This window comes from Bradyrhizobium sp. ORS 86 (assembly GCF_045571475.1).
In the GTDB taxonomy this organism is placed as follows: domain Bacteria; phylum Pseudomonadota; class Alphaproteobacteria; order Rhizobiales; family Xanthobacteraceae; genus Bradyrhizobium.
This window is the reverse complement of sequence record NZ_CP120699.1, coordinates 7,554,243-7,578,627: the sequence shown is the minus strand read 5'-3', so window position 1 is coordinate 7,578,627 and position 24,385 is coordinate 7,554,243. Positions and strand designations below refer to the sequence as shown.

Below are 24,385 nucleotides of genomic sequence, written 5' to 3'. Positions count from 1 at the left end.
CGCGCGGAGCCTGTCATCGGGCGCCGATCGCGCGACCCGTTGGCTTGCCCGGGACGACATCGGGACTACAACGGAATCCGCCGATACTCGCGGTTGGAGAGGCTGGCTTCCTCGAGGTCGAGATCGCGCTCGATCCGGCGGCGCGTTTCGTCGGTGATCTTGCCGTCGCGCAACAGCGCATGGATGAACTTGCGCTCGGAAGAGATCAGTTCGCGCGTCAGCTCGGTGCCGGCCGCGGAGGCGTCGTGCTTGTCCGGGTCGAGGGAGTCGGGCAACTGGCTGAGGCGGATTTCGTGCCGCGAGCGCAACAGCTTCACCACCTCGTCCGACAATTCGCGGTCGTCGGTAATGGCATCGAGCGATTTCAGCGCGGCCGCCAGCGCGTCGCGCCGTGCCGCGATCTCCTGCTCGTGCTCGGCGAGATGCTCGCTGCGGCCGTCCCTGGCGAGGCCCAGCCAGCGCACCACCGGCGGCAGGCCGAGGCCGAGCCCGACCAGGGTTACGAAGATCACTCCGAAGGCCACGAACAGGATCAGGTCGCGGTAAGGGAAGGGCTCGCCGTCCGGAAGCGCCAAAGGCAGAGCCAGGGCCGCGGCGAGCGACACCGCGCCGCGCACGCCGGTGAATGCGACCACGAACACCGCCCGCCAGGACGGCAGCGGATCGCGCTCGCGCACGCGTCGGCTGATCCAGCGTGGCAGGTAGGTGCCGGGAAATACCCACACGAACCGCGCGACGATGACCATGACCGCGACCAGCGCGGTGGCCGCGAGGATGTCGTGCAGCGGAAACGCCTTCGATCGCTCGAACAGCGAGCGCATCTGGAAGCCGGTCAACAGGAACAGCAGCCCCTCGATCACATAGATGACGAGGTCCCAGAAGAAGATGCCCTGCAGGCGCGTCGCGGCCGAGATCAGCAGCGGCCCGTTCCAGCTCATGTAGAGCCCGCAGGCGACGGTGGCGATCACGCCGGAGCCGCCAAAATGCTCGGGGATCCAGTAGGCGATGTAGGGCGTGATCAGCGACAGCGTGATCTCGACCTGGGGATCGCGGGCCCGGCGGCGTGCGCGCAGGCTGAGCCAGCCGACCGCGGCGCCGAACAAGATCTCGCCGGCGACGATGACGAGGAACGTGCCCGTCGCCTTCGGCAGCGAGAACAGCCCGGTCGTGATCGCCGCCACGGTGAAGCGATAGAGGATCAGCGCGGTCGCGTCATTGGCGAGGCCTTCGCCCTCGAGCACGACCATGATGCGGCGCGGCATGCCGAGCTTGCGCGCGATCGCAAGCGGCGCGACCACATCCGGCGGCGCGACGATGGCGCCGAGCAGGAAGCCGACGCTCCAGGGCAGGCCGATCAGATAGTAGGTTGCGGCCGCGACCATGAAAGCCGTGAAGATCACGCAGCCGACCGACAGCAGGATGATCGGGCGCAGATTGGCCTTGAACTCGCGCCAGCTCATCGCCACGCTCGCCGAGTAGATCAGCGGCGGCAGCACGACCAGCAGCACCAGCTCCGGCGGCAATTCCACCGACGGCATGCCCGGCACGAAGGCGAGCGCGATCCCGACCAGCAGCAGCAGGATCGCCGGGGCAACGTTGACCCGGCGCGCCAGCAGCGCGGTTCCCGCCAGCACCGCCAGCAGGGTGAGAAAGATCTGAAACTTGGCTTCCATAATGGCTCAATTCGCCCGGAAACCAGCGCCAGTCAATGCGGATCGGCCGGCCCCGGGCGAAGTGCCGGCGATCACTCCTTGAGGTCGTAGCGATAGGATTTCGAGACGATCTGCCAGCCATCGGCAAGCTTCATCGCCACCAGGTAGTCGGTGAAGTAGCGCGGCGGGAGCTGGCAGCGAACCTTGATGAAGGCGGTCTTGTCGTCGGAGCGATCGATGGTGACGATGAAGTCCTCGCGCGGCTTGCCTTCCGCCTTCGCCGATGGCCGCTTGCGCACACGCTCAAGCCAGTCCGGCACCGTCAGCACCTGCAACTCGCCCTTCTCGACCCAGCGAAGGTCGGCAGAGGGATGGAAGATTGTGCCGAGCTTGTCGGCGCTGCCTTCGTAGAGGCCATCGAAATAGGTCTGTACGACAGCTTCGACGCTCGATCGATCTTGGCTCATGGGTCAGTCCTCCCGGCAGGAATTGGCGGTGGCAGGATTTAGCCATGAACCGCTGGATTACACCATCGCCGCCGCCAAACTTCCGCGTGAAGGGAGGAAGGCGGAAATGCAGCGAGTGTGCCGCTCGGCTAGATCGCGCTCGCCGCGATGTTCACCATCAAGGCCAGCAGCGCGGTGTTGAACACGAACGAGATGATGCCGTGCACGGTCGCGGTGCGGCGGATGATCCTGTCGGTGATGCCGACATCGGAGACCTGCGCGGTCATGCCGATCACGAACGAGAAGTAGACGAAGTCCCAGTAGTCGGCCTCGACATGCTCGTCGCCGCTGAGGAATTGCAGGCCGCCGGGCTTCCTGCCGCGGTAGAAGTCATGGGCGTAGTGCAGCGCGAACGCGGTGTGAACCACCGCCCATGACAGCGCGATGGTGACGACCGCAAGCGCCAGCGCCGTCGGGTTGTCCTTCGCCGCGCCGAGCTCGGAAACGATGGCGGCCAGGCTGGCAAATGCGCCAAGCGCCGTCAGCAGCAGGATCAGGAAGCGCCCGTCATCCTGCACGATCGCATTGCGCTTGATGTGGCTGATGTCACAGCGCAGCATCATGACATAGGCGAGCACAAGATAGAGCGCGGCGAAGGCATCCCAGCCGGCGAGCAGGCGCGTCACGACGTGCGCCGATCCCGGAACCAGCAGCGCCACCAGGATGCCGAAGATAACCGACACGAAGGTGCGCGGCCGGCCCACGATGACGCGGACCGGCAGCGGCAGCTTGCGGAAACGAACAAGGCGGTCCTCGAACTCCTTGCTCATTTCGCTAGTGCCGTGGGTTAGTTCTTGCGCTCGGCGACGAAGCGGGACGTCGCCCGCAGCACCTCGCCCCGGCTGCCGAACACCGACAGCGCCGCATCGGCACGTGCCAGCAGGTCGCGTACGCGCTGTTTCGCGCCATCGATCCCGAGTTGGGTGACGAACGTGGTCTTGCCGAGCGCCGCATCAGCGCCGGCCGGCTTGCCGAGGGCAGCCTCGTCACCCTCGACGTCGAGCAGGTCGTCGGCGATCTGGAAGGCCTCGCCGAGCGCTTTGCCGTAATCGTCGAGCGCCTGATACTCCTTCTGCGTGGCTTGGCCGAGGATCGCCCCGGCGATGCAGCCGAAGCGCAACAGCGCGCCGGTCTTCATCTGCTGCAAGCGGGCGACGTTGACCGGCTCGCGGTCGCCGAAGCGGCCTTCGCCGGCGAGATCGAGGATCTGGCCGCCGGCCATGCCGCCGACCCCGGAGGCGCGCGCCAGTGCGCGGGTCAGGAGCAGGCGAACCGTGGCGTCCTTGTGGATCGCGTCGCGGGTGATGATGTCGAAGGCGATCGTGAGCAGGGCGTCGCCGGCGAGGATCGCGGTCGCGTCGTCATAGGCCTTGTGCAGCGTCGGGCGGCCGCGGCGCAGGTCGGAATTGTCCATGGCCGGCAGATCGTCGTGGATCAGCGAATAGCAATGGATGCATTCGAGCGCCGCACCGGCCATCAGGGCCGACTCCCGGGGCACCCCGAACACCGCCGCGCTCTCGACCACCAGGAACGGCCGGAGCCGCTTGCCGCCGCCGAGGCTGGAATAGCGCATCGCCTCGATCAGCCGCTTCGGACGCACGATCTCGTCGGTCTCAGTCGCATCAGACAGCAATTTCGCAAGCAGGGCTTCGGTATCCTCCGCGGTCTGGTCCAGCCGCTTGGCAAAGTCTGCAGTACCGGTCGTCATCAAGAATTGCTCCAGATCGATTTTCGGCCGGACAATCGTTGATGGCACCGGCTTCGTCAATTCCACCCTGCGACGGAATGCGCCTTAAAAGTGCTGGAAAAACCGTGAATTATGCCGCCGACGTCAGGTGCGCCGGCCCGGTTCTGGCCGCGGGCCGCGTCCCCGCCGGGACTCTCGTTTTGCGCATCGTCCGAATTTTATTGCTGGTTTTGCTGGCCTTGCTGGTGCTGCCCTACGCGGTGACGCCGTTCTATCGCACCGGCCACCCGGTCTCCGCGCTGATGGCATGGCGGACGCTGAAGGGCGCGCCGGTCACGCGGCATTGGGTCGATTTCGGTGCGATGTCGCCCTATCTGCCCCGTTCCGTGGTCGGTTCCGAGGACGCCCATTTCTGCATTCACCGCGGGATCGACTGGGGCGCGCTGCGCGAAGTGCTCGACGATGCCGAGGATGGCGAGGTGGCGCGCGGCGGATCGACCATCACCCAGCAGGTCGCCAAGAACCTGTTCCTGTGGTCCGGACGGAGCGTGATCCGCAAGGGCCTGGAAATACCGCTGGCGCTCTGGATCGATTTCGTGCTGCCCAAGCAGCGGATTCTGGAAATCTACCTCAATATCGCCGAAATGGGCCCATCCGGGCAGTTCGGAGCCGAAGCCGGCGCCCAGTATGCCTTCGGCCGGTCGGCCGGCGCCCTGTCGCCGCGCGAGGCGGCGCTGTTGGCGGCGATTCTGCCGAATCCGGTCAAAAGGAGTGCCCGGAACCCGGGTCCGGGGGTGCGCCGACTGTCCGGCACCTATATGGCGCGGGCCAACAGGGTCGGGCGCTGCTGGCGTGAAAATCGCGGCACTTGAGCGGATTTCGGGCGCATTTTGCTCCATCCCACCCTAGATTTACGCGATCCCTTCCTCTATAAGCGCGGCCTTACCGGCATCGCAGCTTGCGCTTTCAGCGCTGGGCCGTCCGCATTTCGGACGATGCCTCCGCAACACCCTAGAGGACACCGTTATGGCCGTTCCCAGAAGAAAAACCTCGCCGTCGCGTCGTGGCATGCGCCGTTCGGCCGATGCGCTCAAGACCCCGACCTACGTTGAGGACAAGGACTCCGGCGAACTGCGCCGTCCGCATCACCTCGACCTGAAGACCGGCATGTACAAGGGCCGCCAGGTTCTGAAGGCCAAGAAAGAGTCCTGATCGGACGTTCGGCCCGCGTCGCAACACCTGCGGCGCTGCGCCTGAATTCGACCAACGAGTGCGGTCAAGACGGGCGCGTTTGCGGCGGAACGGATGCATCGCCGCGCTGCTTGGTTCTCCCTGAATAAGGCGCAAGCCCGATGGTCGGTTTTCCGCTGCTCCTGATTCCGCTCGCGGTCTACAACATCATCGTCTTCCTGATGCCCGGCGTGTCCTTTACGGAGCCGCTGATCAAGCTGACGTTGATGTCGGGCGAGGAATGGCAGATCACGCTGAGCGACATGCTGCTCGCCGCCGGCGTGCTGCTGTTGCTGCTCGAGATCATCAAGGCGGCCCGGCCCGGCGCGAAGTATCTCACCGATCACCTGCTGTCGCTGATCGTGTTCGGCGCGGCGGCCGCCGAATTCGTGCTCTGGCCGAAATTCGGTACCTCGACCTATTGCCTGCTCGCGCTGCTGGCGCTGGTCGACTTCATCTCGGGCATCGCGCTGCGGACGCGCCGCCGCGCGCCGGCCGTGGCCGCGGCATCGAGCGCCCGCGCCAGCATGTCCGCGCCGGTGACGAACGATGCGCCGCAATCCCAGCCCATACCGGCACCGGTCGCCGCGCCTTCGCCACAACCACCTGCCGCGCCGGTTCCGCCGGCTGCGTCTGTCGCGGAATCCGTGCTGGTCGATCAGACCCCGCCAAAACCCTCGGTCGCCTCACCGGACCTGCAGCCGGGCAACCAGCCGCCGTCCGACACGCCGAAGCCCTGACGATTGATTGTTAGAGCGGGATGCGGGTCAGGTTGAATCGACTCGCGGCGGCTTCGGTCGACCTCTCCCAAGGGGGAGGTGACCTCCGCCGTTGTTTCAGATCAAGCCAATCCCATCATGCTAGATGATTTGCCGGGTCCGCCGCGCGACGCTGCGGCGTTCGCGGAGATGCTGATCGTAGGCGCTTCGCGCATCGGCCGGTGATCCCCGCCGCAGCCTGCGCGTCTGCGGTTCGTGCTCGGCGGTCGCGAGCAATTGCGCAACGAAGGAGGGATCGGCGTTGACCAGCGGCACCTTGGGTGCCCAGTAAGTCGTCGCGGTCAACGGGACCAACGCCGTGCAGGCGGGCTGGACGTTGCTTGCAGCCTCCTCGTCCTGGGCATCTGCTTGATCGATATCGAACATTGCCAATGGGACCTGGTTGAGCCGTCACATTTTGGGACGTTGAGTCCCTGTGCTGCCTTGTCACGGCAAGTGTCATGCCGATGGCGCCCAATCCGTTCCGGGGTGCCCTCAAATGTGGTTTCCAGATTATTTATCAACTTCGCCTAGCGTTGGATTCGCCGGAACCACTATCTTGGGGACGTAGAATCACCGCGCGGTGTTCCAAATCGAGGCAAGTCCGATGCCCTCAGTCCCGCCTGCTGCCAGCATCCTCGCCTCTCTGGGCCAGGCGACATTCGCCTGGGATTTGGCGACCGACGCGATCGCCTGGAGCGACAACGTTGCGGCGGTCTTCGCCGACATTCCCGAGGCGGCCCTCGCCAGCGGCGCGGAGTTTGCCAAACTGATCGAGCCGTCGCGCTCGGTGCGCCGCGAGGCGGTCGGCCAGGCCGCGCCGGCGAGCGGCGAAGCCGTTCCCTATCGGATCGAATACGGCGTGCGCGCGGTGACCTCCGCGCCCGTGATCTGGATCGAGGAAACCGGTGTCTGGTTTGCAGGCGCCGACGGCAGGCCGGCGCACGCGCAGGGCATCGTTCGCATCAACAACGAGCGCCACGCCCATGACGAGCAGCTTCTGAAATTGTCGCGGCACGATCCGCTGACCAACGAGTTGAATCGCACTCACCTGATCGCCTCGCTCGCGGAGACCATCGAGGAGTGCACGCGCTTCCGCACCTCCTGTGCCTTCATGCTGATCGGCATCGACCATCTGGCGCGGGTCAACGACGCCTTCGGCTTCGACGTCGCCGACGCCGTCATTGCCGAGGTCGCGAAGCGGATTCGCGCGCGGCTGCGCAGCGGCGACATGCTCGGCCGTTTCTCGGGCAACAAGTTCGGCCTGATCCTGCGCAACTGCACGGTCGACGACACCAATGTCGCCGCCGAACGATTCCTCGCCGCGGTGCGCGACGACGTGGTGCCGACCAAGTCCGGCCCCGTGTCGGTGACCGCCTCGATCGGTGCCGTCACCATCCCCAGGCACGCAAAGTCGGCCGAGGAGGCGGTCAACCGCGCCCAGGAGACGCTGGAATCCGCCAAGAGCCGCCGCGCCGGTTCGTTCGCGATGTGGAAGCCGAATGTCGAGCGCGACGCCCAGCGTCGCGTCAACATCCGCGTCACCGACGAGATCGTCACCGCGCTGAACGAGCGGCGGATCGTGATCGGGTTCGAGCCCGTGGTCGAGGCGCGCTCGCGGCAGCCCGCGTTCTATGAGTGCCTGGTCCGCATGGAGCAGGAGGATGGCCGGGCATTGCTCGCGCCTGACATCGTGCCGGTCGCCGAACGGCTCGGCCTGATCCGGCTGGTCGATCACCGCGTGCTGGAGCTGGCGATCGCCGAGCTCGCCACGGCACCTGGCGTGCAGCTCAGTCTCAACATCTCGCCCGACACCACGATGGATCCGGACTGGTGGGCCACGATCGAATCCTTGATGCGCGCCCATCAAGGCGTCGGCGAGCGGCTGATCGTCGAGATCACCGAGACGGTCGCGATCCAGGACATCGATGACGTTCGCGGCTTCGTTACGCGGCTGAAGAATTTCGGCAGCAAGATCGCGATCGACGATTTCGGCGCGGGCTACACCTCGTTCCGCAACCTGCGTAAGCTCGGCGTCGATATCGTGAAGATCGACGGCGCCTTCGTGCAGAACATCGTGCATTCCGCCGACGACCGCGCCTTCGTGCAGACGTTGATCGATCTGGCCCGGCGTCTTCAGATCAAGACGGTCGCCGAATGGGTGCAGGATGAAGAGGCTGCGGTGATGCTGCGCGAATGGGGCTGCGATTTCATCCAGGGCCGGCTGATCGGGCTTGCGTCACCGGATCGGCCGTGGAGCGGGCAGCCCGAGAAGGCAGTGCCGGCCACTGGCTGAGCGGCAACAAGCTGATCCGCAACGTTGGTCGTCATACCCGCGAAAGCGGGTATCCAGTACGCCGCGGCCTCTCGTTCACGCACCCGACGTCTCTGGAATACTGGATCACCCGCATGCGCGGGTGATGACAGCCGAGATGCGTGTGGCCGCGGGCTGAAGCGCGATGATCGGCTGATCACCGCGCTCCAGATTCTCGTCTTGACGCGTTTTCTTCACGCGAACCGGTGTCCACTTCGCTCGAAAACGCTATGGCTGTTCGTCAGCTAATCTCGCCGGCAAAGATGTCCTTGCGGATCACGGCATGGACGCCCCAATTGCCGTCGACGACCTGGGTCACGCCGAAGTCGACACCGAGCGAGATCAACGAGATCGCCTCGTCCTCGGTCAGCTTCTTCGTCGTCATCAGGAAGGTGCGCATCTTGCGGAATGCGTCGCGCAAGGCGAGGTCGACCGACGATTTCTTGTAGATGTCGGTCTGCGCGCTGGAACCCAGCTCGCTGAGATAGTTGGCATAGCTGAAGCCGTGCACCAGCCATTCGTCCTTGGTCTCCAGCATCGGGTAATCGAGTGACTCGAGCGCGGTGCCGGCGAGATCCGCCTTCTTGTGCAGAATGATCTGGAAGGTGCCGTTGAGCGAGCATTCGATCGCGGTGCCGCACAGTTCGGAATCGCCTTGCGATGCATGCGAGTCGCCGACCGACAGCAGGCCGCCTTCGACCGCGACCGGGTAATACATCGTGGCGCCCTTGCCGATGCGCCAATTGTCGATGTTGCCGCCGGTGTAGCTCGGCGGAATCGAATCGACGAAGTCGGCTTCCTTGGGCGCGAGCCCGATCACGCCGAAATGCGGGCGCACCGGGATGCGCACATTCTTCAGAATACCGTGGTTCTCCTTGACCGTCGCATGATCGACGGGGACGCCGGGATAGTCGATGGTCTTGTGCACCACGCCGAACGGATCGGTCTGCGGCGTCCAGGTGAAGTTATAGACCGCGCGCGCCCAGTTCCGCTCGCCGGTCGCGTCGACCTCGTAGATGGTGACCACCTCGCGCGGCTTCGGTTCGGTGATCAGGTCCTTGTAGTGGAAGCCCCACCATGCGGCAGCATTGCTGCCGAATGCCTTGCCGGCATATTTCGGGTTGGCACTGGGCCGCGGGGCCACGTCGATGATCCGCACCTCGAGCACGTCGCCCGGCTCGGCCCCGCGGACGAAGACCGGCCCGGTGCAGATATGCACGCCGAGGCCTTCGCCGGCGCCGCGTCCGTAGATCGAGGCGTCCATCGGGCCGGCGCCACGGCGGTCGACGCCCTTCTTCTCCTTGGTCCAGAGGTAGACGCTCTCGACGCCGGGATCGCCCTTGACCATGCGCTCGGCATCGTCGTTGGCATGGTGCGTCAGCGCCTCGATGGTGATGAAATCGCCGGAATTGATCTCGACGCGCGGCTTCAGCGTCTTGCTGAAATAGCCCCAATGCACGGTGTCGGCATTGGCCGGCAGGTGGTGATAGGCGCGCTGCGCCGGCTGATGCTTCTCCGCGGCCGCCGCCATCTTCGGCGTCACCAGCGAGATGCCGCCGGCGGTCATCGCCGCGGCGCCACCGGCCGCCGCGAAGCTCGATCGCAGGAACGAGCGGCGTTCCCGGTCGAGCGTGTCCTTGAATTGCCGATGATGCAGTTCGAAGTCCGGGCAGTTTCTGTCGTCACCTGCGCACATCTCGCTCTCCTGCGGTTGGAAAAGTGCTTGCGAGAGTGCATTGCGCCGCGCCGCTTCGACATGACCGGGCGCGCCCAATAATTTGCCGGCCGCTCGCGTCGAGCGCTGCGCGAGGGGCGGGCGACGGCGGCGCAAAGTGCGTGGGATGGCCAACTTCGCATCGCGGCACGGCTGCCACGATCAAGATTTTGGCCGTATTCGATCAAGTTCGGCCGGCTCCGTTTGCGGGCGGCCCGTCGTCGGCGGACGATCGTCGCGGCGTCTTGCACGAAGGCTGGGCAGCGTGTGCCCCAGCAACATGCTTGCCGCGCCAGTGCGATCGGTGCACGCTGCGTTCACGGCTGTGTGACTTGGGGGCCGCGGTGCGGCGGCCTGGAGGGGTGATGGTCGCCACGACCTATCGGATTTCGATCGATGCGATTCCGCGGCAGAACCAGCGGGAGGTCTGGCGCGAGGCGCTGGCAGGGCTCCTGCTCGATTGCCGGCTGCCGGACACCGGCCCGTTCCAGTTCGGCGAACTGAGCGCCAAGCGCTCGACGACCGGCGCGCAATTGGCGCTGCTGCGCTCGAGCGAGCAACAGATCGTCTGCAACGGTCATGCGGCGTCGGCGGCCGCGCCGGCCCGGGTGGCGATCATCTTCCATGCCTATGGCCGCGGCAGCATCGCGACCAGTCAACGCAGTTGCGAGTTCGCCGATAACGACGTGTCGGTGTGCGACCTGCAATCGGCCTGGTGCATGACCTTGCGCGAGGATTTCGAACTGCTGCTGCTCGAGCTGCCGCGCGAGCGACTGCTCGGCCGGCTCGGGCACAATCGCCTGCGCCTGCCGATCGTGCTCGGCGCGACGATTGCGGCCGCGGCAGTACGCCCGGTGATGCGGACGCTGGGCGGCAACTTTTCGATTCTGGACAAGGCCGATCTTGCCACGACCGAGGTCGCGGTCACCGAGCTCGTTGCCGGCGCGGTGCTGGGCGAAACGCGGCTCGATGCCGAAGCCATGACGCAGGTCCAGGCCGGACATTTGCGGCGGGTCGACGCCGCAATCGAGGCTCAGCTCGGCAATCCCCATCTGACGATCGCCGACATCGCGCGCCAGGAGGGCCTTTCGCAGCGCTATCTACAGCGGCTGTTCGAGCGCCAGAACACAACATTCTCGACCTATGTGCGCGAGCGCCGGCTGGAGCGCTGCTGCAACGATCTGATCGATCCGAACTATTCCGACCAGCGGATCGCGGACATCAGCTACCGCTGGGGGTTCTCGGATCAGGCCCATTTCAGCCGCATGTTCAGCGCGACCTACGGCACCTCGCCGCGCGAATTCCGCAAGTCGGTGCCGCGCGATGCGGAGATTGAGCGCACGCGGGGTCGGCCCCGGCTCGCGCGCAGCACTGCGACGGTGCTGCGGCTCGCGCCTGGTACGGCAGCGCGGGACGGCGCCCTGCGGCTTGAACCGGCCACACCGATCGAGCCGGCAACGACGCTGCCGGAAACGCGCGTCTCGTCACATCACCTCACGGTTTCGAAGGAGACCACTCATTGGGGCTATCTCAGCCGCACCATCCCGCCGGTGATGTGCATCGAATCGGGTGCGGTGGTGACGATCGAGACGCTGACCCAGCACGCCTTCGACGACCATGAGCGCATGATCAAAGGCGATCCGGGCGCCGAGAGCGTGTTCCACTGGACCGCCGAGCGAAAGGCGGTCGAGCGGCGCGGCGCCGGTCCGATGGACGGTTCGATCTTCGGCCGTGGCGCCGGCGAGGGATTTGGCGTGCACATCTGCACCGGCCCGGTCCATGTTCGCGGCGCGGAGCCGGGCGATGTGCTCGAGGTGCAGATCCTCGACATCTGGCCGCGCCCTTGCGCCAACCCGGCCTTCGCCGGCAAGTCGTTCGGCAGCAACGCTGCCGCCTGGTGGGGCTTTCAGTACAATGACCTGATCGATCCGCCGGCCAAGCGCGAGACCATCACCATCTTCGAGACGGATGCGCAGGCCGAATGGGCTCGCGCGGTCTATTCCTATCGCTGGACGCCGCAAACCGATCCGTTCGGCGTGCGCCATGACACCATGGATTATCCCGGTGTGCCGGTCGATCACGCCAGCATCGAGAAGCGGCCCGGTGTGCTGGCGGGCGTGCGCATTCCGGCGCGGCTGCATTTCGGCTTCATGGCGGTGGCGCCGCGCGAGTCCGACATCATCGATTCGATCCCGCCCGGATATTTCGGGGGCAACGTCGATAACTGGCGGGCGACCAAGGGCACCACGCTCTATCTGCCGGTCGCGGTGCCGGGCGCGTTGTTCTCGATCGGCGATCCGCATTTCGCGCAAGGCGACGGCGAGGTCAACGGCACCGCGCTGGAGCTTTCGCTCACCGGCCAGTTCCGCTTCGTCCTGCACAAGAGCGGTCAGGGGACCAAGCCGCATGTGGAAGGGCTTGCGCACCCGCTGCTGGAAACCGCGGAGGAGTGGATCCTGCACGGCTTCAGCTACGGCAACTATCTGCGCGAGCTCGGCCGCAATGCGCAGTCGGAAATCTACCAGCGCTCGTCGGTCGATCTCGCGCTGCGCAACGCGTTCCGGGCGACGCGCAAATTCCTGATGGAGGGTTATCACCTCAGCGAGGATGAGGCGCTGGCGCTGATCTCGCTCGGTGTCGATTTCGGAGTCACCCAGGTCGCCGACGGCAATTGGGGTGTCCACGCGATCGTGCGCAAGAGCCTGTTCGGTCAGGCCGGCGGGTGACGCTGGCCTGAACCCGGATTTGCGACGCGGCGGCGATTGGTCAGCCGGCCGAGCGACGGCGAGGCGTCACTCGTCCTTCTTCGGCTGCGACATGCGCTCGAGACGTTCCTGCATGTCCTTCATCTGGCGGCGGAGGTCGTCGATGTTGTTCTCGTCGGGCGCAGGCTCGGGCACCTTCTCGGGCTCCGCATTCGTGCGTTGCGGCACGAACGGCTTGAACATCGAGAAGGTCTGCTGGAACAGCTCCATGTTGCGGCGGACCTGTTCTTCCAGAGGTGCGAACGGGGTGCCGCTGAGGGCGCCCGCGATCTGCTTGCGGAACTTCTCCTGCTCCTTGGTCAGCGTCTCCAGTGATTGCTCGAGATATTTCGGCACCACCATCTGCATGCTGTCGCCATAGAAGCGGATCAACTGCCGCAGGAACGTGGTCGGAAGCAGGTTCTGCCCGGCCTTGTTTTCCTGCTCGAAGATGATTTGCGCGAGCACGGAGCGGGTGATGTCGTCGCCTGTCTTGGCGTCGTAGACGAGGAAATCCTCGCCTTCCTTCACCATCGCGGCGAGATCCTCGAGTGTCACGTATGTGCTCGTACCGGTATTATAGAGCCGCCGGTTCGCGTACTTCTTGATCGTAGTCGGTTGTTCAGATTTTGCCATGGGCTCACACTTCAAACACCGAAGGATCCGGAACCCGGCAGCATCGCCGCAGGGCTAAATGCAACGCATCGCAGCAAAGGTAAGCATTTTCAAAGCCGCTCGGCTACCGTTTTGTGCGGCACGGTTAATCCCAAAGCATAGGGATTGCTCAGGAAACTGCCAAGGGTGCCAATTTGAGTGCGTCGCGGCGCGAATTCGGCCCACAGTCCGATTGACAGGTCTCGATCGGCTTTACAGGATGACTAACTAAGAGACAGGCCCGCCAACCGGCCGCCCGCCGTCGAAAAAATCCAGCTACAACCAAATAGGAGATGTTCATGTCAGACGATGTCGTCATCGTCAGCGCCGCCCGCACCCCGGTCGGCAGCTTCAACGGCGCGTTCGCCACCACTCCCGCCCACGACCTCGGCGCGGTCGCCATCAAGGCTGCACTGGAGCGCGCGGGCGTCGAGCCGGGTCAGGTGTCCGAAGTCATCATGGGTCAGATTCTCACCGCCGCGCAGGGCCAGAACCCGGCCCGCCAGGCCTCGATCTCGGCCGGCATCCCGGTGGAGAGCCCGGCCTGGGGCGTCAACCAGCTCTGCGGCTCGGGCCTGCGCTCGGTCGCCCTCGGCTATCAGGCGCTGGTCAACGGCGACTCTTCGATTGTCGTCGCCGGCGGCCAGGAATCCATGAGCATGGCCCCGCATGCGCAATATCTGCGCGGCGGCGTCAAGATGGGCGGCCTCGAACTGGTCGACACCATGATCAAGGACGGGCTTTGGGATGCCTTCAACGGCTACCACATGGGCAACACGGCCGAGAACGTCGCCAAGCAGTACCAGATCACCCGTTCGCAGCAGGACGAGTTCGCGGTCGGCTCGCAGAACAAGGCGGAGGCGGCGCAGAAGGCCGGCAGGTTCAAGGACGAGATCGTCCCGGTCACCATCAAGACCCGCAAGGGCGACGTCGTGGTCGACGCCGATGAGTATCCGCGCCACGGCGCTACCCTCGACGCGATGGCCAAGCTCCGCGCGGCCTTCGAGAAGGATGGCACCGTGACCGCCGGCAACGCCTCGGGCATCAATGACGGCGCTGCCGCCGTGGTGCTGATGACCGCCAAGGAAGCGGCGCGGCAGGGCAAGAAGCCGCTCGCGCGTATCGTCTCCTGGGGCCAGGCCGGCGTCGATCCCAAGATCATGGGCACCGGTCCGATCCCTGCCTCGCGCGCGGCGTTGAAGAAGGCCGGCTGGAACGTCGCCGATCTCGACCTGATCGAGGCCAATGAAGCGTTCGCCGCACAGGCCTGTGCGGTCAACAAGGACCTCGGCTGGGATACGTCCAAGGTCAACGTCAACGGCGGCGCGATCGCGATCGGTCATCCGATCGGTGCGTCGGGCGCGCGCGTGCTGGTGACCTTGCTGCACGAGATGCAGAAGCGCGATTCCAAGAAGGGCCTCGCGACGCTCTGCATCGGCGGCGGCATGGGCATCGCCATGTGCGTTGCACGCGACTGAACAACAGGCAGCGAGGCGGCCACATGATGAAAAGATCGTCTGTGAACCGCGGCGCGAGCTGATAAATAAGATGCCCGGCCACGCGCCGGGCATCTTTGTTTTTGTACGCGAGTGAGTGCAAAACGCCGGAGTCATTCCGGTTGTAAAAGACGGCCAAGGAGGAAACGGACATGGCACGTGTTGCATTGGTGACGGGCGGAACGCGGGGCATCGGAGCTGCGATCAGCAAGGCTCTGAAGGCGGCGGGCTACAAGGTGGCGGCGACTTACGGCGGCAACGATGCGGCTGCCGAGAAGTTCAAGGCCGAAACCGGCATCCCCGTGTTCAAGTGGGATGTTGCCTCGTTCGATGCCTGCGCGGACGGCGTCAAAAAGGTCGAGGCCGAGCTCGGTCCGGTCGACGTGCTGGTGAACAATGCCGGCATCACTCGCGATACCGCCTTCCACAAGATGACGCTCGAGCAATGGAATGCCGTGATCAACACCAATCTCGGCTCGCTGTTCAACATGACGCGGCAGGTGATCGAGGGCATGCGCGCCCGCAAGTTCGGCCGCATCATCTCGATCTCCTCGATCAACGGCCAGAAGGGCCAGTTCGGCCAGGTCAATTATTCCGCGGCGAAGGCCGGCGACATCGGCTTCACCAAGGCGCTCGCGATCGAAAACGCCAAGGGCGGCATCACGGTCAACGTGATCGCGCCCGGCTACATCAACACCGAGATGGTGCAGGCGGTGCCGAAGGACGTGCTGGAGAAGAGCGTGATCCCGCAGATCCCGGTCAACCGCCTCGGCGAGCCGGAGGAGATCGCGCGCGCGGTCGTGTTCCTGGCCGCCGACGATGCCGGCTTCATCACCGGCTCGACGCTCACCATCAATGGCGGTCAGTATCACGCCTGATACGAAAAAGCGTCGCGTCGCAGGCGTTATCCGTCAAGTCGCGATGCCCGGCCTTGTGCCGGGCATCAACGTCTTTACAAGGGTGTCCCGAATGATGACGTGGATGGCCACGGCAGCTTGAGCAGCAGATCTGTTCTGCGCTCGTGCCCGGCCGCGCCGGATCCTGCCTGATGACGACTCGCACCGCCACCCTCGTTGGACTGACCGCCATCCTGATGTGGTCACTGCTCTCGGTCATGACGGTTGCGACCGGGCAAATCCCCGCATTCCAGCTCGCCGCCATGACCTTCGCAATCGGCGCGGCGGTGGCGTTCGCGAGCTTCCTGTTTCGCACCTCCGCCTTCGCTGCATTGAGGCAGCCGCCGGTTGCCTGGGCCGTCGGCGTCGGTGGACTGTTCGGTTATCACGCGCTGTATTTCCTGGCGCTGCGCTTCGCGCCGCCGGCGGAAGCAGGCCTGCTCAACTATCTGTGGCCACTCCTGATCGTGTTGTTCTCTTCATTGCTGCCGGGCGAGCGGCTCGCTGTCCATCACATCGTCGGCGCGCTCTTGGGCTTGGTCGGCACGGTGCTGCTGTTCGCCGGCAACACCGGCAGCTTCGCGCAGAGCCAGATTCCGGGTTTCGTGGCCGCCTTTGTCGCTGCCTTCGTCTGGGCGACCTACTCGGTGATGTCGCGCCGGCTCAAGGCGGTGCCGACAGATGCGGTGGCCGGCTTCTGCCTCGCCACCGCGGTGCTGGCGGCGCTCGTGCATTTGATGGTTGAGACCACGGTGTGGCCCGCGACGCCGCTGCAATGGCTTGCGGTGGTCGGTTTAGGCATCGGGCCGGTGGGTGCTGCGTTCTTCGCCTGGGACATCGGCATGAAGCGCGGCGACATCCGCGTGCTCGGCGCCGCATCCTACGCCACGCCGCTGCTGTCGACCGCCTTCCTGATTCTCGCGGGTTTCGCCAAGCCAAGCGCCAACATCGCCGTTGCCGCGATCCTGATCGCCGGCGGCGGCCTGATCGCCGCCAAGGATATGGTGCTGAGAAAGAGAATGTAGGAAAAGTAGGGTGCGCAAAGGAGCGGAGCGACGTGCCCACCATTCTTGACGTGCCCGTGATGGTGGGCACGCTTGCGCTCTACCCATCCTACGAGATGAGCTGTTACGACGTCGGCTCCCAGCCTTTCGGTGCCAGCTCGAAATTCGCGAACTCGAACCCTGGCGCCACGGTGCAGCCGACCAGCGTCCAGTCTCCCGTGCTTTCCGCGGCCTGCCAGGCACCCGCCGGCACGATCGCTTGCGGCTGTTCGCCATTCGCGACATCCGGGCCGAGCGTGACGCTGTGCTGTGCGCGGCCCTCCTGCGCAATCCGCAGGAGCAGCGGCGCCCCGGCGTAGTAGTGCCAGACCTCGACTGCGTCGATGCGATGCCAGTGCGAGCGCTCGCCGCGCGCGAGCAGGAAGTAGATCGCGGTCGAGCAGGCGCGGCCGCCGGCGTCGCCGTGCTCGTCGCGAAACGTTTCGCGATAATGCCCGCCTTCCGGATGCGGCTTCAACTCGAGCCGCGCGATGATCTCGGCAGCCGAGGGCCGTGACATCAGGACTTGTTCTTGCGTTCGCGGAGCTCGCCGAACACCTCGGCCGGATCGGCGCCTTTCATGTGCAGCTTTGCTGCAACCGAAGGTTCGTCGGCACGCAGGAACACATTGGCCTTCTTCTCGTCGCCGAGCAGCACCGGGATCGTCGGCTTGTTCTCGGCGCGCAGCTTCGTGACCTCGGCGGCGCGGGCCTGGAGGGCCGGATTGTCCGGCTCCACCGTCAGCGCGAACTTGACGTTGGAGGCGGTGTATTCATGGCCGCAATAGAGCCGGAAATCGTCCGGCAACGAGCGCAGCTTCAGCAGCGAATCCCACATCATCGGGTAGTTGCCTTCGAACACCCGGCCGCATCCGATCGAGAACAGCGTGTCGGCGGCGAACACCGCCTTCTCGCCGTCGAACACATAGGAGATGTGGTCGAGCGTGTGGCCGGGCGTCTCCACCACGCGAGCCAGCAGGCCGCCGACCTTGATCACGTCGGCGTTCGCGGCGCGCAGGTCGACATTGGCGATCTTTGCCGACTTGTCGTGCGGGGCGACGACCCGGCAGCCGTATTTCTGCTTCAGCTCGGCGACGCCACCGACATGGTCGCCATGGTGATGGGTGATCAGGATGTCGGTCAGCGTCCAGCCTTCGCGCTCCAGCGCCTTGATGATGGGCGCGGCCTCCGGCGCATCGATCGACGCCGTAGCCTTGGTCGCGGGATCGTGGATCAGGTAACCGAAATTGTCGGTCAGGCAGGTAAAGGTACGAATTTCTGCGGCCATGATATCTCCACGAAGTGCTGGGGCTTAGGCGCTAAGAGGCCAAATATAGGGGTGAAATATGGCGTTAACGCTCCGACGGCAACGCAATTTTCCGCGCGCCGCGGCCGCACGCGGCATGTTAGGTTTGGCCCATGGACGTCATCGACCTCCGGGATTTCTATTCGCAGCGCCTCGGCATCGTGGCCCGGCAGCTCATCAACCGCGGAATCCGCGAGCGCTGGCCCAATGCGGAAGGACAGCGCGTGCTCGGGCTCGGCTATCCGACGCCCTATCTCGGCCTGTTTCGCGAGTCCTGCGAGCGCTGCATCGCCTTCATGCCGGCAGCTCAGGGTGTGCTGAAATGGCCGACCGGGCGGCCTGCGCTCGCGACCCTGATCGACGAATTCTCGATGCCGCTGCAGGATGCCGCAGTCGACCGCGTGCTGCTGGTGCATGCGCTGGAGATGTCCGACGATCCGGAGCGGCTGTTGCGCGAGGTCTGGCGGGTGCTGGCGCCGTCCGGGCGGCTGATCGCCGTGATCCCGAACCGCCGCGGCGTATGGACGCGCACCGACAACACGCCGTTCGGCCATGGCCGGCCGTATTCGCGCGCGCAGATCACACAACTGCTGCGGCAGACCTGGTTCACACCGACGGCGTGGGGCGAGGCGCTGTTCATGCCGCCGGTTCAGGGCGGCTGGTTCCTGCGGTCGGCGACGGCATGGGAGCGCGTCGGCGCGGCGTTGTCGCTGCCCTTCGCCGGCGTGCATATCGTCGAGGCCAGCAAGCAGGTCTATCGCGCGATTCCCGCGCACCGCGAGCGGACGCGGCTGATCCCCTCGCTGCAGCCGGTGCTGGTGCCGTCATCGAGCGCGACCCGCGGCTGAGGCGAACGCCGGTTCGCGCGAAACAACGCGCCAACGCTGACATGCGGAGATCGGTTCTGACGCCGTCAGAACCGAAAACGCTCGGGCAAGGCGCAAAAGCAAAGGGCGGGCCGCCTCAAGCGTCGCCCGCCCTGTTCGCAAGATTGATCCGAAACGTTACTCGTTGCCGGGATTGGCGTCCTCGCTCGGCGCCGGCTGCGCGGCCATGTCGGGACGCGGACCGTGCGGCCGGCGGCGGCGGCGCGGGAAGCGTTCGCCGCGCTCGCTGCGTTCCCCGCCGCCATTGCCTTCATAGGCGCCATTGGCCGGCGGCTGCGGGCTTCCGGTGATGAACGAGGGCAGGCGATCAACACCGCCGGGATCGGCCATCACGGGCTGCGGCTGGTTCTGCGGCTGCGGCTGATATTCGCGCGGCTGCGGACGATGCTCGCGCGGCTGCTGCTGGTCGCGCTGGTAGGGCTGCTGGCCGTTGTCGCGCATATAGGGCTGCGGCTGCGGCACGAACCCCGGCTCCTGGCCGAAGCTCGAATAGCCGTCGTCGTCGCCGTCGTCGGGCAGCGTGACTTCAGCGTCGGGACGCGGCTGCTGCTGATTCTGCCGGAATTGCTCCTGGGCGGCCGCGATGATCCGGTAATAGTGCTCGGCGTGCTGGTAGTAGTTCTCGGCGGCCACGGGATCGCCCGAGGAGCGCGCATCGCGGGCAAGCTGGACATATTTCTCGGCCACGTGGGAGGCGGTGCCGCGAATCTTGATGTCGGGTCCGTTCGATTCGTACACCCGTGTCAGGGGATTCTGGCCGCGCCGGTTATTATTGTTGTTATTGTTATTGTTCCGGTTGCGCATCCGCTTGTTATTCTGACCGTTTCTCATCTGTCGCCTTTTATTCCAGCCCTGAAGTTATTGCCGTCCATTGCTTCAATCGATTCGGCGCGCGCTCACGCGCACGGAATCGCACTACCGTTCGAAATTGGCTTCAATGTTGCCGACCATCGCGTTCAGCAAAGACGCGTTCCCCAACCGCCGACGACCTCGCCGGCGACCAAATCATTCCGCCCGTCGAGACAGGCTCAGCTCTCTTGCGTAAGTCTTCAAGCGCAATAGCAGGCTTTCGTTCGCTTGGCGGTCGAGAGCGGCACAGCCCCGGCTATTGCGCTCTATGTGACCTGCGTTCTTGGAACCTTTCAATCGGCGGGTTCTCGTCGAGAACCCTGGACATCACCCGTAGGTCACGGGGCCAGCACCGATGTTGTGCCCGGAACGTAGTCGTTCCCGGGGGATATTCCAAGAGGTTTTTTTGCGTTCCAATAGGACTTTATCGGGGCAGCCGGCGGGCCGAGACCGCCCTAGGGACGCCCCCGAGATCGGCCCTGGGCCGTCCTGTCGGGGATAACCCCGATACGGTCATCAGACCTTCAACATCATCGCTTTGGCCGAGGCCGACTTCTACAACCAGAACGCCACCCGATGTCAAAAGACCCGCGGATTGCGAAATCAGCGCGCGGTAGGCATCGAGTCCGTCCGTGCCGCCATCGAGCGCCGCGCGCGGATCATGGTCGCGCACTTCGGTGGCGAGACCTGCGATGTCGGCTGTGCGGATGTAGGGCGGATTGGACACGATCAAGTCGAACGTGCCAGTGAGGCCACTGCCATAGTCACACATAATCCAGCTTGCACGATCCGCAAGTCCGATCTCGGCGGCGTTCTGGCTTGCGGTCTGCAGCGCTTCAGTCGAGATGTCGGTTCCGAAGCCACGTGCGTTTGACAGTTCCGAGAGCAGCGCCAGCAGGATCGCGCCGGAACCGGTGCCGAGATCGGCGATCCGCAGCGCGCGGTCGGTTGCGCCGTCGGCACGCAGCAGTTCGAGCGCGCGCTCGACCACGGTCTCGGTGTCGGGACGCGGCACCAGCGTCGCGGCGGAGAGATGCAGCGGCAGCCCCCAAAATTCCTTGGTGCCGAGAATGCGCGCAACTGGTTCGCCGCCGAGGCGGCGTTGCACGAAGCCTTCGAGGCGACCCGATTCGCCCTCTGTGATCGCGCGGCCTGCTGCCGTGATGATACCGGTCAGATCGAGGCCGAGCGCGGCGCCGACCAGCAGGCGCGCCTCGAGTTCGGGCGCATCGATGCCGGCGGCCTTGAGGCGCGCGGCAAGCGCGCGCCTGATGGTCTCGACGGTCAGGCCGCTCTTGTCGGAAGGTTCGCTCATCGCGCGTTGTTAGCCGATGGCCGGTGCGGCGTCGATATCACTTGCGCCGCGCGCCGACGACGCGCACGGTCGGCCTTTGAATGTGACGATCCGGAAGCGACGCTCATGACGCCCTATGACGACCAGAATATCTTCGCCAAGATCCTCCGCGGCGAAATCCCGAGCTTCAAGGTCTATGAAACCGACCGGACCTTTGCCTTCCTCGACATCATGCCGCGCTCGCCTGGGCATACGCTGGTGCTTCCGAAAGCACGAGCGCGCGGAATCCTCGATGTGGCGGAAGATGACCTTGCCGAGGTCGCCCGGTCATCGAAGCGGATCGCCGTCGCCGCGATGAAAGCCTTCGACGCGGACGGCATCATCATCCAGCAATTCAGCGAACCCGCCAGCGGCCAGGTGGTGTTTCACCTGCATATGCACGTGATGCCGGTCAAGGATGGCGTGGCGCTGCTGCCGCCGCAGACCCGCAAGGAAGACATGGACGTGCTCGCCGATCATGCCCGGCGGATGATCGCGGCGCTCGGAAGCTGAGCGCGGCTGTATGGACTAAAGCGGGATGAGTTTTGGTTGAATCGACTTGGCGCGGTCTCGGTTCACCTCTCCCCGTTGGGGAGAGGTCGGATTGCGCCTGGCGATGCGAAGCATCGTCCAGTGCAATCCGGGTGAGGGCTCTTGCTCCCTCGATAGAACGTAACCCCTCGCCCGATTTGCTCCGCAAATCGACCTCTCCCAAGGGAGAGGTGAACTTTGGACGCCGTTCCAGCTCAACCTAACCTCATCAGGCTTTAAACGCCGAGATAGCGCTGCAGCACGTCGGGTTGCGCCTTGATCTCCTGCGCAGGCCCCTCATGGACGATATGTCCATTGTTGATGATGTAGATGCGCTCTGCGAGCGCGAGCGTCGCGGCGAGATTCTGCTCGACCAGCACGATGGTCTGTCCGGCCTCGGCAAGGTCACGGCAAGCCTTCATCAGGTCGCGCACGATGACCGGCGCCAGCCCCTCGAACGGCTCGTCGAGCAGGATGATCTTCGGGTCGCGCACCAGCGCGCGCGCAATCGCCAGCATCTGCTGCTCGCCGCCCGACAGATCGGTGCCACGATTGCCCCGCCGCTCCCTGAGCCGCGGAAACATCTCGTAGATGCGATCCAGCGGCCAGCGCTGCGAGGCGGTCAGCCCGGCGATGACGAGATTCTCCTCGACGCTGAGGCTGCCGAAGATGCGTCGCTCCTCATGGACGAGCTGCATGCCGGCCTGCGCAATCCGGTGGCTCTTCCTGCCGGCGACCTCGGTGCCGTCGAACATCACCGAGCCGCTGCGCGGCGTCACCACGCCCATCAAGCTCTTCAGCGTCGTGCTCTTGCCGGCGCCGTTGCGGCCGAGCAGCGCCACCACCTCGTTGCGCTCGACGCGCAGCGAGACGTCGAACAGGATATGCGAATCCCCGTAGTAGCTGTTCAGTCCGTTGACCTCGAGCAGACTCATGCGGCGAGCTCTCCATGCACGCCGCCGAGATAGGCCTCCTGGACGGTCGAGTTGTTCTTGATCTCTTCGGGCGTCCCTTCGACCAGGACGCGGCCTTCCTGCAGCACAGTCACGCGCTCCGCGAGCTCGAACAGCGCGTCCATGTCGTGGTCGATGATGATCATCGTCCGGCCTTGGCTGATCGACTTCAAGAGCTTCACGGTCTCGACGCGCTCGCGCGGGCTCATGCCGGCCAGCGGTTCGTCGAGCAGCAGCAGGCTCGGCGAGGTCGCCAGCGCCAGTCCGATCTCGAGCCGCCGCTTTTCGCCATAGGCGAGCTCGGACACCGGCGTGTCCGGCCGTGCCGCGAGATTGACCAGCTCGAGGGTGTGCTGTACCTGCTCGGACAGCCCGGGAATGCTGTCGATGCTGCGGAACAGATCGAGCCGGAACTTGCCGCGCAGCGCCGACAGGGCCGCGATCACCAGGTTCTCGCGCACGGTCAGCCCGGCGAACAGTTGGTTGACCTGATAGCTCTTGGTCAGGCCGAGCTGGCAGACGTCGGTGACATTCATTCCGGTGATGTCGCGGCCCTCGAACAGGATGGTGCCCGAGGTCGGGTGAACCTCGCAGGTCAGCATCTTGAAGAAAGTCGACTTGCCGGCTCCGTTCGGGCCGATGATGCCGCGCAGCTCGCCATGGTTGACGGTGAAATCGATGTTGCTGTTGGCGATCAGTCCGCCGTAGCGCTTGGTCAGGCCCTTGGCCTGCAGGATCGGGCCGGAGGGATCGGCTGCCGCGCGCTGCCGGGCCGGCATCGGTGTGGCGGCGATCTGCCGGGCGGGGCTGACTTCCTGCGGCTCGCTTTCATCCGGCGCCGTCTTGCGGCGTTGTCCGGTCAGGAGCTGGTAGAGATCCACGAGGCCGCCGACGATGCCGCGGCGCAGGAAGCACACCAGCAGCACGAAGACGATGCCGAGCACGAGCTTCCAGGCGGCGCCGAGCCCGAGTGCGGCCTGCAGGAAATCCTGCAACGACAGCCAGACGGCCGCGCCGACCAGCGGTCCGAACAGCGTGCCGCGACCGCCGATCGCCGTCTGCATCACGAGCTGGCCCGAGGTATCGAAGGTGAATGCGTCGGGCGGCATGAAGGCCTGCAGCACGCCGAGCAGGCCGCCGGCAAATCCGGCATAGGCGGCAGCAATGACGAAAGCGGTCAGCTTGTAGCCGTGGATGTTGTGGCCGACCGCCGTCGCCCGCAACGGGTTGTCTCTGATGGCGCTGAAGATGGCCCCGACCGGCGAGCGCACGATGCGCAGCGCGATCACGACGCCGATGAAATAGCACAGCGCCAGGAACTGGTAGAGCGACCAGCCGGTGGTGAAGTGCAGCGTGGTGAAGCCGAGATTGAAGCTCGGGGTCGGCACGCCCGGCAATCCATTCTCACCACCGGTGAAGTCCGACAGCGGATTGAATTCGACGAAGAAGAACACCTCCGCGATCGCGACCGTGATCATGGCGAAATAGATGCCGGTGCGGCGCAACGCGATCAGGCCGATCAGATAGCCGGTGGCGGCGGCGGCGATCATGCCGATGATCAGCGCCAGCACGACGTTCGGGAAGCCGGCCTGGGTCAACAGATACGCCGCGACGAAGCCGCCGGTGCCGTAGAACGCCGATTGGCCGAACGACAGCAGGCCGGTGAAGCCGAACAGGATGTCGAAGCCGAGACCGAACAGGCCCCAGACCAGGATCCGGTTCACGGTGTTGGGTGCAAATCCCAGCAGCGGCAGCAGGAAAGGCGCGGCGATCAGGCCGATGGCCGTCAGGGTCTCGATCAGGAAGGGGCGCTGTTTCAGCATTGTTGATCCG

The 24,385-nt window shown here is 65.2% G+C and carries 23 protein-coding genes; 10 read left to right on the top strand and 13 right to left on the bottom strand.

The genetic code is table 11. The annotated features are described in order from the left end of the window. Positions 1–65 precede the first annotated feature (65 nt). From P6U25_RS35035 to P6U25_RS35020, 4 genes are all read right to left on the bottom strand, one after another. A complete protein-coding gene (locus P6U25_RS35035; RefSeq protein WP_407149292.1) occupies positions 66–1,673 on the bottom strand; it encodes a Na+/H+ antiporter in 1,608 nt (535 codons plus the stop codon). 71 nt (positions 1,674–1,744) lie between these two features. Next, positions 1,745–2,119 carry a nuclear transport factor 2 family protein gene (locus tag P6U25_RS35030; protein ID WP_407149291.1) on the bottom strand — a complete coding sequence of 125 codons (375 nt, stop codon included), beginning with the start codon at positions 2,117–2,119 and terminating at the stop codon, positions 1,745–1,747. Positions 2,120–2,247: 128 nt separating this feature from the next. After that, on the bottom strand, positions 2,248–2,928 hold the full coding sequence (locus P6U25_RS35025) for a DUF1345 domain-containing protein (protein WP_407149290.1): 681 nt from the start codon (positions 2,926–2,928) through the stop codon (positions 2,248–2,250). A 17-nt stretch (positions 2,929–2,945) separates the two neighbouring features. After that, on the bottom strand, positions 2,946–3,866 hold the full coding sequence (locus P6U25_RS35020; protein WP_407149289.1) for a polyprenyl synthetase family protein: 921 nt from the start codon (positions 3,864–3,866) through the stop codon (positions 2,946–2,948). A 179-nt stretch (positions 3,867–4,045) separates the two neighbouring features. Here P6U25_RS35020 and mtgA point away from each other — a divergent pair, with 179 nt between their 5' ends. The 3 genes from mtgA to P6U25_RS35005 all read left to right on the top strand — a co-directional run bounded on the left by mtgA (position 4,046) and on the right by P6U25_RS35005 (position 5,815). Continuing rightward, on the top strand, positions 4,046–4,717 hold the full coding sequence (mtgA, locus tag P6U25_RS35015) for a monofunctional biosynthetic peptidoglycan transglycosylase (RefSeq protein WP_407152700.1): 672 nt from the start codon (positions 4,046–4,048) through the stop codon (positions 4,715–4,717). A 154-nt stretch (positions 4,718–4,871) separates the two neighbouring features. Beyond that, entirely contained in the window at positions 4,872–5,057 is a 186-nt protein-coding gene (rpmF, locus tag P6U25_RS35010) for a 50S ribosomal protein L32 (protein ID WP_044536294.1), read from the top strand. 140 nt (positions 5,058–5,197) lie between these two features. Further along, complete coding sequence (locus P6U25_RS35005; RefSeq protein ID WP_407149287.1) at positions 5,198–5,815, top strand: hypothetical protein; 618 nt, start codon at positions 5,198–5,200, stop codon at positions 5,813–5,815. 120 nt (positions 5,816–5,935) lie between these two features. Here P6U25_RS35005 and P6U25_RS35000 read toward each other — a convergent pair whose 3' ends face one another. Then, the gene (locus tag P6U25_RS35000; protein ID WP_407149286.1) at positions 5,936–6,220 is read right to left on the bottom strand and encodes a hypothetical protein; all 285 of its coding nucleotides are present in this window, start codon (positions 6,218–6,220) and stop codon (positions 5,936–5,938) included. 220 nt (positions 6,221–6,440) lie between these two features. On the opposite strand from P6U25_RS35000, the gene P6U25_RS34995 reads away from it, so the two are divergent. Next, a complete protein-coding gene (locus P6U25_RS34995) occupies positions 6,441–8,129 on the top strand; it encodes a putative bifunctional diguanylate cyclase/phosphodiesterase (RefSeq protein WP_407149285.1) in 1,689 nt (562 codons plus the stop codon). 259 nt (positions 8,130–8,388) lie between these two features. Here the strand turns inward: P6U25_RS34995 and P6U25_RS34990 are convergent, their stop codons facing one another. Continuing rightward, positions 8,389–9,843 (bottom strand): acetamidase/formamidase family protein, encoded by a 1,455-nt coding sequence (locus P6U25_RS34990; RefSeq protein WP_407149284.1) that lies wholly within the window; start codon positions 9,841–9,843, stop codon positions 8,389–8,391. A gap of 383 nt (positions 9,844–10,226) precedes the next feature. Here P6U25_RS34990 and P6U25_RS34985 point away from each other — a divergent pair, with 383 nt between their 5' ends. Further along, entirely contained in the window at positions 10,227–12,587 is a 2,361-nt protein-coding gene (locus tag P6U25_RS34985) for an acetamidase/formamidase family protein (protein WP_407149283.1), read from the top strand. Positions 12,588–12,653: 66 nt separating this feature from the next. Here the strand turns inward: P6U25_RS34985 and phaR are convergent, their stop codons facing one another. Further along, positions 12,654–13,241, bottom strand: a complete 588-nt coding sequence (phaR, locus tag P6U25_RS34980) for a polyhydroxyalkanoate synthesis repressor PhaR (RefSeq protein ID WP_407149282.1) — start codon at positions 13,239–13,241, stop codon at positions 12,654–12,656. Positions 13,242–13,558: 317 nt separating this feature from the next. Between phaR and P6U25_RS34975 the strand changes: the two genes are divergently transcribed. The 3 genes from P6U25_RS34975 to P6U25_RS34965 all read left to right on the top strand — a co-directional run bounded on the left by P6U25_RS34975 (position 13,559) and on the right by P6U25_RS34965 (position 16,676). Next, positions 13,559–14,737 (top strand): acetyl-CoA C-acetyltransferase, encoded by a 1,179-nt coding sequence (locus P6U25_RS34975; protein ID WP_407149281.1) that lies wholly within the window; start codon positions 13,559–13,561, stop codon positions 14,735–14,737. A 170-nt stretch (positions 14,738–14,907) separates the two neighbouring features. Beyond that, positions 14,908–15,633: an acetoacetyl-CoA reductase gene (gene phbB / locus P6U25_RS34970; RefSeq protein ID WP_407149280.1), complete on the top strand. Its 726-nt coding sequence runs from the start codon at positions 14,908–14,910 to the stop codon at positions 15,631–15,633. Between the two features lie 170 nt (positions 15,634–15,803). Beyond that, a complete protein-coding gene (locus P6U25_RS34965; protein ID WP_407149279.1) occupies positions 15,804–16,676 on the top strand; it encodes a DMT family transporter in 873 nt (290 codons plus the stop codon). Between the two features lie 103 nt (positions 16,677–16,779). On the opposite strand, the gene P6U25_RS34960 is transcribed toward P6U25_RS34965, so the two are convergent. Together P6U25_RS34960 and gloB are read right to left on the bottom strand one after the other, a co-directional pair. Beyond that, positions 16,780–17,214, bottom strand: coding sequence for a cupin domain-containing protein (locus P6U25_RS34960; protein WP_407149278.1), 435 nt, complete (start codon positions 17,212–17,214; stop codon positions 16,780–16,782). Then, on the bottom strand, positions 17,214–17,981 hold the full coding sequence (gene gloB / locus P6U25_RS34955; protein ID WP_407149277.1) for a hydroxyacylglutathione hydrolase: 768 nt from the start codon (positions 17,979–17,981) through the stop codon (positions 17,214–17,216). The genes P6U25_RS34960 and gloB overlap by 1 nt, the downstream gene beginning before the upstream one ends. A 131-nt stretch (positions 17,982–18,112) precedes the next feature. Between gloB and P6U25_RS34950 the strand changes: the two genes are divergently transcribed. Further along, positions 18,113–18,847, top strand: coding sequence for a methyltransferase domain-containing protein (locus P6U25_RS34950; protein WP_407149276.1), 735 nt, complete (start codon positions 18,113–18,115; stop codon positions 18,845–18,847). A gap of 156 nt (positions 18,848–19,003) precedes the next feature. Here P6U25_RS34950 and P6U25_RS34945 read toward each other — a convergent pair whose 3' ends face one another. Continuing rightward, a complete protein-coding gene (locus P6U25_RS34945; RefSeq protein ID WP_407149275.1) occupies positions 19,004–19,717 on the bottom strand; it encodes a DUF4167 domain-containing protein in 714 nt (237 codons plus the stop codon). 442 nt (positions 19,718–20,159) lie between these two features. Continuing rightward, positions 20,160–21,050 (bottom strand): peptide chain release factor N(5)-glutamine methyltransferase, encoded by an 891-nt coding sequence (prmC, locus tag P6U25_RS34940; protein WP_407149274.1) that lies wholly within the window; start codon positions 21,048–21,050, stop codon positions 20,160–20,162. Between the two features lie 105 nt (positions 21,051–21,155). Between prmC and P6U25_RS34935 the strand changes: the two genes are divergently transcribed. Then, on the top strand, positions 21,156–21,581 hold the full coding sequence (locus P6U25_RS34935) for an HIT family protein (protein WP_407149273.1): 426 nt from the start codon (positions 21,156–21,158) through the stop codon (positions 21,579–21,581). Between the two features lie 254 nt (positions 21,582–21,835). Here P6U25_RS34935 and P6U25_RS34930 read toward each other — a convergent pair whose 3' ends face one another. Continuing rightward, positions 21,836–22,534, bottom strand: a complete 699-nt coding sequence (locus P6U25_RS34930; protein ID WP_407149272.1) for an ABC transporter ATP-binding protein — start codon at positions 22,532–22,534, stop codon at positions 21,836–21,838. Then, positions 22,531–24,375: an ABC transporter permease subunit gene (locus P6U25_RS34925; protein ID WP_407149271.1), complete on the bottom strand. Its 1,845-nt coding sequence runs from the start codon at positions 24,373–24,375 to the stop codon at positions 22,531–22,533. The genes P6U25_RS34930 and P6U25_RS34925 overlap by 4 nt, the downstream gene beginning before the upstream one ends. Positions 24,376–24,385: the final 10 nt, after the last annotated feature.

Coding starts and splice junctions, on each gene's coding strand:
- P6U25_RS35035 (WP_407149292.1), bottom strand. CDS start 1,673: ATGGAAGCCAAGTTTCAGATCTTTCTCACCCTGCTGGCGGTGCTGGCG.
- P6U25_RS35030 (WP_407149291.1), bottom strand. CDS start 2,119: ATGAGCCAAGATCGATCGAGCGTCGAAGCTGTCGTACAGACCTATTTC.
- P6U25_RS35025 (WP_407149290.1), bottom strand. CDS start 2,928: ATGAGCAAGGAGTTCGAGGACCGCCTTGTTCGTTTCCGCAAGCTGCCG.
- P6U25_RS35020 (WP_407149289.1), bottom strand. CDS start 3,866: ATGACGACCGGTACTGCAGACTTTGCCAAGCGGCTGGACCAGACCGCG.
- rpmF (WP_044536294.1), top strand. CDS start 4,872: ATGGCCGTTCCCAGAAGAAAAACCTCGCCGTCGCGTCGTGGCATGCGC.
- P6U25_RS35005 (WP_407149287.1), top strand. CDS start 5,198: ATGGTCGGTTTTCCGCTGCTCCTGATTCCGCTCGCGGTCTACAACATC.
- P6U25_RS35000 (WP_407149286.1), bottom strand. CDS start 6,220: ATGTTCGATATCGATCAAGCAGATGCCCAGGACGAGGAGGCTGCAAGC.
- P6U25_RS34995 (WP_407149285.1), top strand. CDS start 6,441: ATGCCCTCAGTCCCGCCTGCTGCCAGCATCCTCGCCTCTCTGGGCCAG.
- P6U25_RS34990 (WP_407149284.1), bottom strand. CDS start 9,843: ATGTGCGCAGGTGACGACAGAAACTGCCCGGACTTCGAACTGCATCAT.
- P6U25_RS34985 (WP_407149283.1), top strand. CDS start 10,227: ATGGTCGCCACGACCTATCGGATTTCGATCGATGCGATTCCGCGGCAG.
- phaR (WP_407149282.1), bottom strand. CDS start 13,241: ATGGCAAAATCTGAACAACCGACTACGATCAAGAAGTACGCGAACCGG.
- P6U25_RS34975 (WP_407149281.1), top strand. CDS start 13,559: ATGTCAGACGATGTCGTCATCGTCAGCGCCGCCCGCACCCCGGTCGGC.
- phbB (WP_407149280.1), top strand. CDS start 14,908: ATGGCACGTGTTGCATTGGTGACGGGCGGAACGCGGGGCATCGGAGCT.
- P6U25_RS34965 (WP_407149279.1), top strand. CDS start 15,804: ATGACGACTCGCACCGCCACCCTCGTTGGACTGACCGCCATCCTGATG.
- P6U25_RS34960 (WP_407149278.1), bottom strand. CDS start 17,214: ATGTCACGGCCCTCGGCTGCCGAGATCATCGCGCGGCTCGAGTTGAAG.
- gloB (WP_407149277.1), bottom strand. CDS start 17,981: ATGGCCGCAGAAATTCGTACCTTTACCTGCCTGACCGACAATTTCGGT.
- P6U25_RS34950 (WP_407149276.1), top strand. CDS start 18,113: ATGGACGTCATCGACCTCCGGGATTTCTATTCGCAGCGCCTCGGCATC.
- P6U25_RS34945 (WP_407149275.1), bottom strand. CDS start 19,717: ATGAGAAACGGTCAGAATAACAAGCGGATGCGCAACCGGAACAATAAC.
- prmC (WP_407149274.1), bottom strand. CDS start 21,050: ATGAGCGAACCTTCCGACAAGAGCGGCCTGACCGTCGAGACCATCAGG.
- P6U25_RS34935 (WP_407149273.1), top strand. CDS start 21,156: ATGACGCCCTATGACGACCAGAATATCTTCGCCAAGATCCTCCGCGGC.
- P6U25_RS34930 (WP_407149272.1), bottom strand. CDS start 22,534: ATGAGTCTGCTCGAGGTCAACGGACTGAACAGCTACTACGGGGATTCG.
- P6U25_RS34925 (WP_407149271.1), bottom strand. CDS start 24,375: ATGCTGAAACAGCGCCCCTTCCTGATCGAGACCCTGACGGCCATCGGC.